Source organism: Nonomuraea sp. NPDC049421 (genome assembly GCF_040677005.1).
GTDB classification, from domain to species: Bacteria; Actinomycetota; Actinomycetes; order Streptosporangiales; family Streptosporangiaceae; genus Nonomuraea; species Nonomuraea salmonea.
Window position 1 is genome coordinate 44,203 of record NZ_JBFAQA010000031.1, and the last position, 13,943, is coordinate 58,145.

14 protein-coding genes are annotated in these 13,943 nt (G+C 71.6%); 8 read left to right on the forward strand and 6 right to left on the reverse strand.

Annotation, left to right across the window (positions count from 1 at the left end; genetic code table 11):
* Positions 1-28: 28 nt before the first annotated feature.
* The 3 genes from AB0K18_RS39400 to AB0K18_RS39410 are packed head-to-tail and all read right to left on the reverse strand — an operon-like array spanning position 29 to position 2,770.
* Positions 29-775 carry an SIS domain-containing protein gene (locus AB0K18_RS39400; RefSeq protein ID WP_364925462.1) on the reverse strand — a complete coding sequence of 249 codons (747 nt, stop codon included), beginning with the start codon at positions 773-775 and terminating at the stop codon, positions 29-31.
* Positions 772-1,641 carry a MurR/RpiR family transcriptional regulator gene (locus tag AB0K18_RS39405; protein ID WP_345398446.1) on the reverse strand — a complete coding sequence of 290 codons (870 nt, stop codon included), beginning with the start codon at positions 1,639-1,641 and terminating at the stop codon, positions 772-774. Before AB0K18_RS39405 ends, AB0K18_RS39400 begins: the two co-directional genes overlap by 4 nt.
* A gap of 58 nt (positions 1,642-1,699) precedes the next feature.
* The gene (locus AB0K18_RS39410) at positions 1,700-2,770 is read right to left on the reverse strand and encodes an acetyl-CoA acetyltransferase (protein WP_364925464.1); all 1,071 of its coding nucleotides are present in this window, start codon (positions 2,768-2,770) and stop codon (positions 1,700-1,702) included.
* A 149-nt stretch (positions 2,771-2,919) separates the two neighbouring features.
* Here AB0K18_RS39410 and AB0K18_RS39415 point away from each other — a divergent pair, with 149 nt between their 5' ends.
* Both AB0K18_RS39415 and AB0K18_RS39420 read left to right on the forward strand, forming a co-directional pair.
* A complete protein-coding gene (locus tag AB0K18_RS39415) occupies positions 2,920-3,768 on the forward strand; it encodes a LysR family transcriptional regulator (protein ID WP_364925466.1) in 849 nt (282 codons plus the stop codon).
* Positions 3,769-3,783: 15 nt separating this feature from the next.
* A complete protein-coding gene (locus AB0K18_RS39420) occupies positions 3,784-4,404 on the forward strand; it encodes a MerR family transcriptional regulator (protein ID WP_364925469.1) in 621 nt (206 codons plus the stop codon).
* Between the two features lie 74 nt (positions 4,405-4,478).
* Here the strand turns inward: AB0K18_RS39420 and AB0K18_RS39425 are convergent, their stop codons facing one another.
* Positions 4,479-5,366 (reverse strand): hypothetical protein, encoded by an 888-nt coding sequence (locus AB0K18_RS39425; RefSeq protein ID WP_364925472.1) that lies wholly within the window; start codon positions 5,364-5,366, stop codon positions 4,479-4,481.
* Between the two features lie 75 nt (positions 5,367-5,441).
* Here AB0K18_RS39425 and AB0K18_RS39430 point away from each other — a divergent pair, with 75 nt between their 5' ends.
* A complete protein-coding gene (locus AB0K18_RS39430) occupies positions 5,442-5,855 on the forward strand; it encodes a TIGR03668 family PPOX class F420-dependent oxidoreductase (protein WP_364925475.1) in 414 nt (137 codons plus the stop codon).
* Here AB0K18_RS39430 and AB0K18_RS39435 read toward each other — a convergent pair.
* The gene (locus tag AB0K18_RS39435; protein WP_364925478.1) at positions 5,845-6,522 is read right to left on the reverse strand and encodes a ThuA domain-containing protein; all 678 of its coding nucleotides are present in this window, start codon (positions 6,520-6,522) and stop codon (positions 5,845-5,847) included. The two genes, AB0K18_RS39430 and AB0K18_RS39435, sit on opposite strands and share 11 nt — an antisense overlap.
* 91 nt (positions 6,523-6,613) lie before the next feature.
* Between AB0K18_RS39435 and AB0K18_RS39440 the strand changes: the two genes are divergently transcribed.
* Complete coding sequence (locus AB0K18_RS39440) at positions 6,614-7,375, forward strand: SDR family oxidoreductase (protein ID WP_364925481.1); 762 nt, start codon at positions 6,614-6,616, stop codon at positions 7,373-7,375.
* Here AB0K18_RS39440 and AB0K18_RS39445 read toward each other — a convergent pair.
* On the reverse strand, positions 7,365-7,940 hold the full coding sequence (locus tag AB0K18_RS39445; protein ID WP_364925483.1) for a TetR/AcrR family transcriptional regulator: 576 nt from the start codon (positions 7,938-7,940) through the stop codon (positions 7,365-7,367). The two genes, AB0K18_RS39440 and AB0K18_RS39445, sit on opposite strands and share 11 nt — an antisense overlap.
* A gap of 83 nt (positions 7,941-8,023) precedes the next feature.
* Here AB0K18_RS39445 and AB0K18_RS39450 point away from each other — a divergent pair, with 83 nt between their 5' ends.
* The 4 genes from AB0K18_RS39450 (at position 8,024) to AB0K18_RS39465 (ending at position 13,868) form a co-directional block, all read left to right on the forward strand.
* A complete protein-coding gene (locus AB0K18_RS39450; protein ID WP_364925486.1) occupies positions 8,024-9,673 on the forward strand; it encodes an FAD-dependent oxidoreductase in 1,650 nt (549 codons plus the stop codon).
* Positions 9,670-11,091: an ATP-binding protein gene (locus AB0K18_RS39455; protein WP_364925489.1), complete on the forward strand. Its 1,422-nt coding sequence runs from the start codon at positions 9,670-9,672 to the stop codon at positions 11,089-11,091. The genes AB0K18_RS39450 and AB0K18_RS39455 overlap by 4 nt, the downstream gene beginning before the upstream one ends.
* 94 nt (positions 11,092-11,185) lie before the next feature.
* Positions 11,186-12,712: an AbgT family transporter gene (locus tag AB0K18_RS39460; RefSeq protein WP_364925675.1), complete on the forward strand. Its 1,527-nt coding sequence runs from the start codon at positions 11,186-11,188 to the stop codon at positions 12,710-12,712.
* Between the two features lie 22 nt (positions 12,713-12,734).
* Positions 12,735-13,868 (forward strand): M20 family metallopeptidase, encoded by a 1,134-nt coding sequence (locus tag AB0K18_RS39465; RefSeq protein ID WP_364925492.1) that lies wholly within the window; start codon positions 12,735-12,737, stop codon positions 13,866-13,868.
* The last annotated feature ends 75 nt before the right edge of the window (positions 13,869-13,943 follow it).

Below are 13,943 nucleotides of genomic sequence, written 5' to 3' on the forward strand. Positions count from 1 at the left end.
CGGGGCGGGTGGGAGGGTCGGTCGGGGGTCAGGCGCCGCGGCGGATGCGGCCCGCGTACAACGCCTCCAGGCGGAGGTTGTGCTCGTCGCCTTCGGGGACGTTCGCCGACAGGTAGACGGGCGGCACCTCGCCGGCTTCGAGCAGGTTGCGTACGGTCTGCGTGACCACGAGCTGGGCCAGCAGCGCGGAGGTGATCGTGGAGACGGCGCCGGTGGCGCCTCCGTCGGGCAGGGGCAGCACGGCGTCGCCGTAGGGCGCGTGGTTGTCCAGGACGACGTCGGCCAGGTCGGCGAGCTTGCGGCCCGAGGGGTGACGGGACGCGACGGCTTCGCCGTGGGTGCGCGAGGTGATCGCGATCAGGTCGTGACCGCGCTCCTTGACGAGGGTGGCGAGCTCGACGACGACGCCGTTCACGCCGGAGTTGGAGATGATGACGAACAGGTCCTGCTGCTGGACGGGGGCCAGGTCGAGGATCTGGCGGGCGACGGCGGGGTCGCGTTCGAGGTCGTAGCGGTCCAGCTCGGAGGCGGGGGCGTCGCCGTAACGGACGATGTCTCTGAGCGCGAGCCGGTTGGTGGGCACGAGGCCGCCCGCGCGCCCGGCGATCTCCATGGCCACGGCCTCGGAGTGGCCCGAGCCGAACGCCTGGATGACGCCGCCGCCGGTCAGCGCCTTGGTGAACAGGTCTGCGGCGCGGGAGATCTCGGGGTCTTCGGGGATCGTCCGTACGAGGCGGGCGATGTGCTCCACGAAGTCCTGCGGATTGACAGTCATATATCCCCTTCTGGCAGACGATGTCCGGCGACCGCGCGGACGGTCACGTCGAACGCCTGCTTCGTCCGTTCATAGGTGCGCTGCGCCACCGACACGTACACGACGTCCAGCACCAGCAGCTGCGAGTGGATCGCGGCGAACCCCTCGGAGCGGAAGCTGGTCGCCCTGCTGGCCGTGGTGAGCACCAGCTCGGCCACCTCGGCGAGCGGCGAGCGCGGCTGCGAGGTGACGGCGACGGTGATGGCACCGTGGCTGCCCGCCTCCGCCAGCACCTCGATGACCTCGCGCGTCCTGCCGCTGTGGGAGATGCCGATCGCCACGTCGCCCTGCCCGAGCAGCGCCGCGTCCGTCAGCGCGGCGTGCGCGTCGGACCTGCTCCAGGTCGGTACGCGCATCCGCTGCAGCCGGTACTCCATCTCGCTGGCCACCGCCGCGCTGCTCGACACCCCGAACAGCAGCACCCGCCCCGCCCTGGCCACAGCCTGCGCGACCTTCTCGACCACGGCCAGGTCGAGCTGGTCGCGGGTCTCCTGGATGAGGCGGATGTCGTTGCCGGAGACCACGCCGAGCACGCGTTCGAGGCTGTCGTCGGGCAGGATCTCCTGGCCGATGTCGGTCTCCCACGTCTGCTGCGCGACCCGGCCCGACTCGGTGGCGATGGCCACCCGCAGCTCGGCGTACCCGGCGAAGCCGAGCGCCCGGCAGAAGCGGGTGATCGTGGCGGTGGACGTCCCGCTGCGCTCGGCGAGGTCGACGATGGTCAGCCGGACGGTCTCGCCCGGCGCCTCGAGGATGGCGTCCGCCACCTTGCGCAGCGCCTCGGGCAGGTCGGGCCGGTCGGCTCTGATGCGGTTCAGGAGGTCCACGCGGTGATAATTATGCTCAGCACCCGCCTCCGTCAAGGCCATCGGGTGATAATTCTTGTCACCAGGCGAGCACTGCGGCGCTTCCGTAGCTGCCGCCGAAACCGGTCACGAGCGCGGTCCCGGCGCCCGCGCGCAGCTCCCTGACAGCCTGGGCGACGTTGTTGAGGCCGTGCACGTAGCCCTCCGACAGCAGGCCGCCGTGCGGATTCACCCAGGCGTGCCGGCGCTCCAGCAGGTACGCCCCCAAGTCCCCCCGTTCGGCCAGCCCGAAGTCCTCAAGCTGGCGGGGCACCAGCCACGAGTACGCGTCGTAGGGCAACAGCGCGTCCACGTCGCGCGGCTTCATGCCGGACGCCTCCCACAGCATGGGGGCCACGTACGCGGAGAAGATCGCCGTCACGTCGGGGGCCCGGTCCATCCCGGAGCAGCCCGGCCCTCCCCCGCGCACCACGGCCCGCACCCTGGGCCCGCCGAGCGCGCCGCTGACCAGCAGGGCGCAGGCGCCGTCGGTCTCCTGGCAGCAGTCGGCCGTGCGCAGAGGCGTGCAGACGTACGGGCGGGCGAGGTAGTCGTCGAGGGTGAGCGGTTCGCGGCGCAGCGCCCTGGGGTTGCCCGCGGCGTTCCGCCTGGACTGGTCGACGACGGCGTGCAGGTGCTCGGCGGTCAGGCCGGTGTCGTGCAGGTAGCGGGTGGCGGCCAGGGCGAACATCGGGATCGGGCCGGCCATCCCGTACGTGAACTCCTCCTGCGGCCCGGTGCTGACCGCGTTCATGCGCCTGCCCGAGCGGCCGTTGAGCGCCCGGTAGACGAGCACGTGACGGGCCAGGCCCGCCTCGATGAGCAGCGCCGCGTCCCCCAGGATCGAGGCCGCCTGCGTACCGCCGCCGGCGATGTCGTTGTGCCAGCCGAGCCGCTCGATCCCGAGCGCCTTGGCGACCTGGACGACGGGCGCGGAGTCGTTCATGTGGTAGCTGAGCAGCGCGTCCACCTCGCGCGGCGCGATGCCCGCGTCCGCGCAGGCCGCCCGGCACGCCGCCGCGGCCAGCTCGCGCTCGCTCCGCCCGGACCGCCTGCTCAGCGCCGTCATCCCGACGCCGGCCACGGCCGCACGTCCCGCGAAGGGCCGCATCCACCCTCCTCCGCTCCGACCTAAGCCAGGCTAGCGCTTGCTTGGGACAGCGAAAAGAGATGACTGCGGAACTTCACGAAAGCTGTCCGGTCTTGTAATACGGAGGTGCGATCTACCGATAGCTCATCATCATCACGCCGAGGTGAGCGATGGATCTACGCTATGTCCGGTACGCCATGGCGATCGCGCGGGCGGGCAGTCTCCGACGGGCCGCCGCCGCCCTGCACATCGCTCAACCCACGCTGTCCGAGCAGCTCAGGGCGCTGGAGAAGGAGATCGGGGTCGAGCTGTTCAGCCGCTCGTCGAGCGGGGTACAGCTGACCGAGGCGGGCGAGGCGTTCCTGGCGCAGGCCACGGTCGCCCTCGACGCCTTCGAGCGCGCGGTCGTCGCCGCGCGCGGCAAGGGCACGACGGCCCGTCTGGGCGTCGCCGACGGGCTCGCCGACGTCGTCGCCCGGCTGCTGTCCCAGCTGCACACCGGCCGCTTACGCGTCGCGCCGATGGGCACCGCCGAGCAGATCGTCTCCATCGCCGACGGCACCCTGCAGGCCGGGCTCGGGTACGCGCCCGGCTCGCTGCCCCGGGGCGTGGCGCGCATGCTGGTCCACCGCTTCCCCGTACGCGCCCTGCTGCCCCGCGAGCACCACCTGGCCGGGTACGACGCCGTGTCGCTGGCCGACCTCGCCGGTGAGCCGCTGCTGATGCCGGAGTCGGACGCGGTGGCCGGAGCCCGCCGCTTCCTGGAGGGCTTCGTCCGCCACGGCCTGCATCCCCGCCTGGGTCCCGCCGCCGCCACCCACGACCTGGTGATCACGATGGTCGGGGAGGGCGCCGGTTACGCGCTCTGCGTCCACGAGGGCACCACCGTGCCGGACTCGGTGAGGTTCGTCCCGGTCAAGGAGGACACGCCGCCCATCGAGGTGGTCTTCCTCTGGAACCGCCAAGCCGACGTGCACGAGCTGGTGAGCGCCGCACGGCATCTCGCACGATCTGGATAGTACTATTATCCAATAATGCGCATCTCCGAACTCAGCGCCAAGTCCGGCGTGGCGATCCCGACGATCAAGTACTACCTGCGCGAGGGCATGCTGCACCAGGGCGAGCAGACCGCCGCGACCAGGGCCGAGTACGACGAGACGCACCTGCGCAGGCTCCGCATGATCCGCGCCCTCCTCGAGGTCGGCCGGCTCTCCGTCGCCTCCATCAAGCAGGTCATCGCCGCCGTCGAGGACGAGTCCCTGCCCACCCACCGCGTCCTCGGCACCGCCCACTACGCCCTCAGCCCCGCCGTGGACCCTGAGCAGACCGAGGAGTGGCGCTCGGCCCGCGCCCTGGTGGACGACCTGATCACGGAGCTCGGCTGGGACATCACGGAGGAGGCCCCCACCCGCGACGAACTGGCCCAGACCATCGTCAGGATGCGCCAGCTCGGCCTGTCCATCGACCTGGCCCCGTACGTGGAGGCGGCCCGCGGCCTGGTGTCGGAGGTGGAGATGGACCTGATTCCCTTCGACGGCCCCCGCGACGCCGCCGTGGAGGCCATGGTGCTCGGCACGGTCCTGTACGGCAGAGCCCTCGACACCCTGCGCCGCATGGCCCACGAATCAGAATCGGCCCGCCGACTCACCCCCTAGCAAGGACCGCCCCTCTTACACCGCTCCGGGCGGTGCCGCGGCTTCTGGCTGGACAGGTCGGAGCACGTGATCGGTTAGATCAGCTCATTGGCGCGCAGCACCTGGACGGCGTGCACGGTGGCCGCGCCGCGCCACTCCATGGAGCCGGCGGGTGAGAAGCGGGCGTAGTCGACCACCCAGCCGCCGTCGTCCTGCTGCTCGCCGGCCAGCCTGACCAGATCGGCGGCGATCACGGCGGGGTCGAATAGGGCGCGGGCCGCGCTGCCCGGGTAGGGGGCGAAGTCGAGGGGGCGCAGGGCCTCGTTCTCGGTGCCGCCTTCGACGGGCACCCTGCCGTCCTCCGGGATGTACGCGCCGAGCCGTTTGAGCAGGTCGGCGGCTGCGGGATGGCGGTCGTGGACGGCGTCGAGGAAGCGGACGGCGAAGGACAGCACGTACGCGTGCGGGCGCTCCTCCATGGCGCGGATGGCGTCGACGCAGTAGCGGGTGGCCCGCTCCAGCCAGGGGTGCTCGGCCACCGCCCGGTCGTGGGCGGCCACGCGGTGGGCGACGGCGGCGGTGACGGCGGTGATCTGCAGCGACGAGGAGGTGGGGTCGGCGCTCGCCCACCACGTCGCGGTGGCGGTGGAGACCCCGACCGGCAGGGCGAAGGGCAGGCCGCCGTCGGGCAGCGTCACGGACTCCAGCCAGTCGCACAGGGCCGCGGCGTGCGGCGAGGTGACGGGACCGGCCTCCTCGAAGACCTCGAAGGCGTGCAGGGCCGCGCCCGGCTGGCTCTCCGGCGAGCGCAGGTCGGGCTCGAGGCCCCAGCCGTAGCCGCCGTCGGGGTTGCGGTAGGCGTCGAGTGCGGCGAGTGCGCCCGTCGCGTCCTCCTCACCCATGAGCAGGCCGTAGCGGCGGCGGTCGAGGACGCGGGCGTGCCCGGCCAGGAAGCCGGGCACCGCGGACAGGTTCACGTTCATGCCTGTCATCGTGCCCAGTCCGCCGCCGCCCGGTCTTGTAGGTATCGGACACGCCGCCGGTGCGAGCATGGGGGCATGCGGGAAGAGCGGGCGCGGGAGATGTTCGCGGGGCAGCCGGTGGCCAGGATGGCGCGGCTGGCGGAAGACGGGACGCCGCGGATCGTGCCCATCACGTTCGCGCTGCTCGACGGCGCCATCGTGACGGCCGTCGATCACAAGCCCAAGACGACCATGCGGCTCGGCCGGCTGCGCGACATCGCCCGCGACCCCGCCGTCAGCGTGCTCGCCGATCACTACGAGGACGACTGGGCGCGGCTGTGGTGGGTGCGCGCCGACGGCACGGCAGAAGAAACAGCCGATCCGGGGATCCGCGAAACGGCTTTGGCCGTCCTCGCCGCCAAGTACGCCCAATACCGGGAGCGCCCGCCCGCCGGCGCCGTCATCCGCATAGAGGTGACGCGCTGGAGCGCGTGGGCGGCTAGTCCCTGACCGTGACCGGGCGTTTCAGCAGCCACAGCGCGGCGCGCTGGAGCAGTGTCCTGTGCACCTCGTTGTCGTACGACCTGGTGTCGTGGCCGAGCGCGTCGTACAGGACCCGCCCCCTGCGCACCGGCCTGGCCCACACCAGGGGCTGGCCGCTCGCCGACGAGGCCAGCGGCCGGACGTCGGGCAGCACGTCGAGGTCGCTGTAGACCTCGTCCACCACGTCGAAGTCGCGCAGGCCGTCCACGACCGGATGCCCGCCGTGCACCCGTACGCCCGTCCAGCCGAGCGGCGGGTGGTGCGACTTGGGCCAGACCCAGCAGCCGCCGAGCACGCGCGGCCAGCCCTGCCAGTCGTCGAAGCAGATCGCCGCCGAGTGCATGCACAGCAGCCCGCCGCCCTGGTCGAGGTGGTCGAGCAGGGTGGCCCGCGCGCCGGCGGGCAGGGTGAAGCGCCACTGGTCGCGCAGGCCGGAGAAGCGGTCCTGGGTCATCTGCCAGCGCAGCGCGTTGACCGTGATGAGCTGGAACTCCGACGGCTCGCTGAGCGCTCCCGCGATGTCCTCGGTGATCTCCGACTCGACCCCCACCTCGGCGAGCACCTCCGCGAGCGCGGCCGATGTGGCGGCGAAGTCGTGAAACAGGCCTCCAGAAAGGATGAGATTTCTCGCCACCCGCCCAGCCCATCATGCCTGCCGCGCCATTACCACCCGTACCGGCACAGCCGTACGAGCGGCCGGGCCCGCACGATCTATAGTCGGCCGTATGGATCTCGGCATCTCGGGCAAGGTCGCCCTCGTCACCGGTGGCAGCGCGGGCCTCGGCCTCGCGGCGGCCAAGAGCCTCGCGCGGGAGGGCTGCGACGTGTGCGTCAGCGCCCGCGACCCGGAGAAGCTCGCGGACGCGGTGGTGGAGCTGCAGGAGTTCGGCAAGGTCGTGCACGCGGTGCTGGCCGACGTGGAGGATCCGGCCGCCGCCCGGCGGGTGGTCGAGGAGACGCGCGACGTGCTCGGTCCCGTCGACATCCTGGTGGCCAACGCGGGCGGGCCGAAGCCGGGCCGCTTCGACGAGGTCGGGCTGGAGGACTGGGACGCCGCCGTGCAGCGCAACCTGCTCGGCATGGTCCGGCTGATGCACGCGGTGCTGCCGGAGATGCGCTCGCGCGGCTGGGGCCGGATCGTCACCATCACCGGCAGGTCGGCCCGCGAGGCGATCGACGGGCTCGCGCTGTCCAACGCCATGCGTACGGCCGTCGCGGGCGTGGTGCGCACCCTGGCCCGCGAGGTGGGCGGCGAGGGGGTGCTGGTCAACAACGTGATGCCGGGGCCCATCGAGACCGAGCGGCTGCGTCAGCTCGCCGGCGACGATGCGGCGCTGCGCGAGCGCGGCGCGGGCGTGCCGGTGGGGCGGGTCGGACGGCCCGAGGAGGTGGGCGACGTGGTGGCGTTCCTGGCCAGCGAGCGGGCGTCGTACGTGAACGGGGTGTCGCTGCTGGTGGACGGCGGCGAGGCCAGGGTCATCGCCTGAGCAGGGTGCCGACGACGGCGGCGGCCCACTCCTCGTCGCCGTGGCCGGGCAGGTCCACGAAGCGGGCCAGGTTGGCCCGGTGGAAGCAGGCGCCCATGAGCATCGACGCCGCCGCGTCCGGGTCGAGACCGGCGTCGACGCGGCCGGCGCGCTGCTCGTCCCGCAGGACGCCGGCCAGCACCTGGATCGGCACGTGCGGCCCGGAGCCCCGCTCGGCCAGCATGGCGCGGAACCCGGTGATCAGCGCCGGGTCGCCGAGCAGGCCGCCGGCGATGCCCTGAGCGCGGGTGTAGAAGCCCAGCGCGGCCAGCGTGAACGTGACGAGGTTCGCGCGCAGGTCGCCCCGGCCGACGGCGGCGCGCAGCTCCTCCAGCGCCGGGCCCAGCGCCGGCATGCGCTCGATCACCACGGCGAGGAACAACTCCTCCTTGCCGGCGAAGTGCTTGTAGAGCAGCGCCTCGGAGCACGCCGCCTGTCTCGCGATGCGCTTGGTGGTGGCGCCCGAGATGCCGAACTCCTGAATCGCCTGCTCAGCGGCGTCGATGATGCGATCGCGGGTGCCCATCCGCCCATGATATGAGCGGTGTCTCGCCCATACCCGAGCACATGACATCCTTCCTAGTAGGAGCGCAGGAAAGGGCGAATCGCATGGACAAGCCGGTCATCGTGACGGTGGATGACGATCCAGGCGTCTCGCGGGCGGTCGCCCGTGACCTGAGACGCCGTTACGGGCAGGAATACCGGATCGTCCGCGCCGAGACGGCGAGGGACGGCATCGACGCCGTACGCGAGATGCGGCTGCGCGGCGACGAGATCGCGGCGATCCTGGCCGACTACCGCATGCCCCAGATGAACGGCGTGCAGTTCCTCGAAGCCGCCATGGACCTCTACCCCTACGCGCGCCGCGTGCTGCTGACCGCCTACGCCGACACCGACGCGGCCATCCAGGCGATCAACGTGGTCGACCTCGACCACTATCTGCTCAAGCCGTGGGACCCGCCGGAGGAGAAGTTCTACCCGGTGATCGACGGCCAGCTCGACGCCTGGCTGCGCACCGACCGGATCGAGCGCTCCGAGCTGCGGGTGGTGGGCGACCGGTGGTCGGCGCCGTCGTACAAGGTGCGCGACTTCCTGGCCCGCAACCACGTGCCGTACCAGTGGCTGCTGGCCGATGACCCGGAGGGCGCGCAGCTGGTGAAGGCGGCGGGCGACGACTGCCATCTGCCGCTGGTCGTGACGTCCGACGGCACCACGCTGGAGTCGCCCGACCAGGCGACGCTGGCCGCGGCGGTCGGGTTGTCCACGACGCCGGCGACCGACTTCTACGACCTGATCGTGGTGGGCGGCGGGCCTGCCGGGCTCGGGGCGGCCGTCTACGGCGCCTCGGAGGGGCTCAACACCGTGCTGGTGGAGGCGTACTCGTCGGGCGGGCAGGCGGGCCAGAGCTCCCGCATCGAGAACTACCTGGGCTTCCCCGACGGCGTCTCAGGGCAGCAGCTGGCCGACCGGGCGCGCAGGCAGGCGCTGAAGTTCGGGGCCGAGCTGCTGACCCCGCGCAAGGTGAGCAGCCTGGAGGCGCGCGGGCAGGCACGGGTGGTCGGGTTCAAGGACGGCGGGGAGATCGCGGCGCACGCGGTGATCCTCGCGACCGGCGTCACCTACCGGCGGCTGGAGGCGCCCGGCCTGGAGGACTTCGTGGGCCGCGGCGTCTACTACGGCGCCGCGCTGACCGAGGCTCCGTCGTGCAAGGACACCGAGGTGTTCATCGTCGGCGCGGCCAACTCGGCCGGGCAGGCCGCCGTCTACTTGTCGGGATTCGCGAGCAAGGTCCACTTGTTGGTGCGGGGTGACGGTCTGGAGAAGTCCATGTCCCACTACCTCATCGAGCAGATCGCCGCGCTCCCCAACGTCGAGGTGCATCTGCAGACGCAGGTCGCCGGCGCGGCCGGTGACGGGCACCTGGAGCGGCTCACACTGTCCACCAAGGGCGAGGAGCGCACGGTGGACGCTCAGTGGTTGTTCGTGTTCATCGGGGCCCGGCCGTACACCGACTGGCTGGGCGAGACGATCGAGCGGGACGCGCGCGGGTTCGTGCTGACGGGGCCCGACCTGGTGCAGGGCGGCAAGCGGCCGCGAAACTGGCCGCTGCGGCGGGAGCCGTACTACCTGGAGACCAACGTGCCCGGGGTGCTGGCCGCGGGCGACGTGCGCGCCGAGTCGATCAAGAGAGTGGCCTCCGCCGTCGGCGAGGGCGCCATGGCCGTCGCGCTCGTGCACCGCTACCTGGAGAAGCAATGATCGACATCGACGAGCTCCGCAAGCTGTTCCTGTTCGAGCGCCTCAGCGACGAGCAGCTCTCCAAGCTCGCGGCCAGCGGCCGCGTGCAGACCTACGCCCAGGACGAGGACGTCGTCCGGCAGGGCGAGCCCGCCGAGTGCTTCGCGGTGCTGCTGGAGGGCGAGATCCAGATGATCAGCGAGACGGTCAGCGCCGGCACCGTCGCGATGCCCCGCACCTCCCAGCCCGGCGTGTACGGCGGCGCCACCGCCGCCTACCTCGGCGACCGCGCCCCGCTCACCTACCAGCACACTCTGCGCGCCACGGCGCCGTCGCGGATGTTCATGCTGCCGGCCAAGAAGTTCGCCTACATCGTGGCCGAGTGGTTTCCGATGGCGATGCACCTGCTCGACGGGCTGATGTCGGGCGGGCGGATGCAGCGGGAGATCATCGACAGGCGGCAGCGGCTGACCGCGCTCGGCACGATCACCGCCGGGCTCACCCACGAGCTGAACAACCCGGCCGCGGCGGCCGTGCGGGCGGTGGGCGAGCTGCGCTCGCTGATCGCCGGATCGCGGCTGCAGCTGGCCCAGCTCGCCGAGGACGGCATCCCGCCGGAGAAGCTGCGGGCGCTGATCGAGGCGCAGGAGGCGTGCACGAGCAGGCTGGGCGAGCAGCCGCAGCGCTCACCGCTGGAGATCTCCGACGCCGAGGACGAGCTGGGCGAGGCCCTTGAGGAGATCGGCGTCGACGACGCGTGGGACCTCGCGCCCGCCCTGGTCAGCGCCGGTTTCTCCGGCGATGACCTGCAGAAGGTGCGCACGAAGGTCGGCGAGGAGCACACGCCGAAGGCGCTGCACTGGCTGTCGGAGGCCGTCGAGATCGCGCAGATGCTCAACGAGGTGGCCGAGGCGACCGAGCGCATCACCACGCTCATCCGCTCGGCCAAGCAGTACTCCCAGATGGACCGGGCCCCGTTCCAGCAGGCCGACGTGCACGAGCTGCTCGACAGCACGATCGCGATCTTCCGCGGCAAGATCCCGCCCGGCATCACCGTGGTCACCGACTACGACCGTACGCTGCCGCCCATCCCCTGCTACGCGGGTGAGCTCAACCAGGTCTGGACGAACCTCATGCACAACGCGCTGGACGCGATGGGCGAGGAGGGCACGCTGACCATCCGCACGGCGTACGACGAGGACGAGGCCATCGTGGAGATCGGCGACACCGGTCACGGCGTGGCCGAGGCGATCAAGGACCGCATCTTCGACCCGTTCTTCACGACCAAGACCGTGGGCGAGGGCACGGGACTGGGGCTGGACATCTCGTACCGGATCGTGGCGGGGCGGCACGGCGGCGAGATCAAGGTCCGCTCGACGCCGGGCGACACGTGGTTCGAGGTACGCCTGCCGCTGCGTGAGCCCGCCGCCACTGGCTGAGTTTTTACTCCGACTTGTCAGGACGTCTTCTGACCGCATGTAATGGGTGACCGAAATGCGGAAAGGAGATGACCCGGTGGCGACCCCCGAGACGATGACGGGATCGCGTTCGCTGAACGCGCTGCTCACGATGCTCGGGGGGATCGAGCGGCTGGGGAACCGGCTGCCGCATCCGTTCTGGCTGTTCGTCATCCTGAGCGTGCTGCTGTCGCTGCTGAGCTGGGCGCTCGCGGCGGCCGGGGTTTCGGCCGTCAACCCGGCCACCGGCGAGACCGTCGCGGCCAAGAACCTGCTGTCCGTCGAGGGCGTACGGATGATGGTCGGCGACGCGATCGAGAACTACACCTCGTTCCCGCCGCTCGGCACGATCCTCGTCGTCATGCTCGGCGTCGCGGTCGCGGAGCGGTCGGGCCTGCTGGCCGCGGTGCTCCGCTCCGGCGTGTCGCGGGTGTCGCCGCGGTGGGTGACGTTCGCGCTGTCGTTCACCGGGATGGTCGCGCACGTGGCCTCCGACGCCGCGTACGTGGTGCTCATCCCGCTCGGCGCGCTGGCCTTCCGGGCGGTCGGCCGCAGCCCGATCCTCGGCATCGTGGTGGCGTTCGTGTCGATCTCGGCCGGTTACGACGCCAGCCCCGTCGTCACCCCCGTGGACGCCATCCTGTCCGGCCTGACCACCGCCGCCGCCCACACGATCGACCCCGGCTACACGGTCACGCCGCTGGCGAACTACTTCTTCTCGCTCGTGTCGTCCCTCGTGCTGGCCGCCGTCATCACGCTGGTGACCGAGCGAGTGCTGGCCCGCCGCGTCGAGTCGATCCCCGTGGACCCCGACGCCGACGAGGACGACCTCGGCTCGCTCAAGCTGACCCCCGAGGAGCGGCGGGGGCTGCGGGCCGCGCTGATCACGCTCGTGGTGTTCGCCGCCGCGCTGACGGCCGCCGTCCTGCCCTCCGGGTCGCCGCTGCGCGGCGAGGGCGGCAGCATCGTGCAGTCGCCGCTGCTCACCTCGATCGCCATCTTCCTCGGCCTCGCGTTCCTGGCCGTCGGCTGGGCGTACGGCAAGGCCGCCGGCACCGTCACCCGCAGCGGCGACATCCCCGGCTTCATGGTGCACGGCGTACGCGAGATGGCGCCGATCCTCGTGCTGTTCTTCGCGATCTCGCAGTTCCTCGCCTACTTCAAGTGGACCGGCATCGGCCAGATCCTCGCCATCGACGGCGCCGGGCTGCTGAAGTCGGCGGGGGTGAGCGGGCCGGTCGTCTTCCTCGGCATCCTGCTCGTGGTCACCGTGATCAACCTGGTGGTGACCAGCGGGTCGGCCCAGTGGGCGCTCGTCGGCCCGGTGTTCGTGCCGATGCTGATGCTGCTGGACATCCCGCCCGAGTACACCCAGGCCCTCTACCGCATCGCCGACTCCTGCACCAACGCGATCACCCCGATGAGCCCCTATTTCGTGATGGCGCTCGGCTTCCTGCAGCGTTACCGCCGCTCGGCCGGCATCGGCACGCTGGCCTCGATGACGATCCCGCTCGCGCTCACCCTGCTCGTCGTCTGGACGCTGCTGTTCTACGTCTTCTGGTGGCTGGGCGTGCCGCTCGGCCCCGGAGCCCCCGTCCCCTAGTACACCCGTTGGAAGGATTCTCGTGCTGATCACCGACTGGACCCGGCAGGCCCTGCCGGCCATGCTCGACGACCTCAGGGCCGTGGTGGAGCTGGAGACCAACAGCTACGACAAGGCCATGCTGGTCAAGGGGCTGCGGGCGATCAGGGCGCGGGTGGTCGGCCACCTGGGGACACCGGACGACGAGATCCTGCACGAGGGCGGCCAGCACGGCGACATCCTTGAGCTGTTCTACGAGGGCACCGCGCCCGGCACGATCCTCATGCTCAGCCACTATGACACGGTCTGGCCCACCGGCACGCTCAAGAGCTGGCCGTTCACCGTCGTCGAGGGCAAGGCCACCGGGCCCGGCGTGTTCGACATGAAGACCGGGCTCGTGCAGTCGATCTGGGCGCTGCGCGGCCTGCGCGAGCTGGGCCTGCCGCACCCGAGCGTGCGCTTCCTGTTCAACGGCGACGAGGAGATCGGCAGCCCGGCCTCCCGCGAGCACATCGAGGCGGCCAGCGAGGACGCGCTGGCCACCCTCGTCTTCGAGGCGTCGCTGGACGGGGCGCTCAAGACCGCGCGCAAGGGCGTCGGGCTGTTCAACGTGAGCGTCACCGGGGTGGAGGCGCACGCGGGGCTGGATCCGTACGCGGGGGCCAACGCCGTCCACGCGCTCGCCGAGCTGGTCACCACGCTCGCCGGGGCCGGCTCGCGCGAGCGCGGCACGACCGTGAACGTCGGCCTCATCAGCGGCGGCACCGGCCGCAACGTCACCGCGGGCCGCGCCACGTGCGGCATCGACGTCCGCGTGACCGACCCGGCCGAGATGGGCCGCATCGACGACGTGTTCGCCGGGCTGCGCGCCTCCGACTCGCGCGTCACGATCTCCGCCACCGGCGAGTGGAACCGGCCTCCGATGGTCCAGAACGCCGCCTCGCAGCGGCTGTTCAAGGAGGCGCAGGGGGTGGCGAACGGCTTCGGCTGGGCCCTCGACCAGGCGTCGGTGGGCGGGGCCAGCGACGGCAACTTCGTCTCGGCCCTGGGCCGCCCGGTCCTCGACGGCATGGGCGCGGTCGGCGACGGGGCCCACGCGCGGCACGAGCACGTCCTGGTCGAGCACATCCCGGAGCGCACCGCCCTCACCATGGGCCTGATCACCGCCCTGGCGTAGGTCCCCTCTTCGCGGCAGGTCCGCTGGAAGCCCCTGTGATACGCTCCCAAGCGAGCGCTTGGTTTTCCGTTGAGG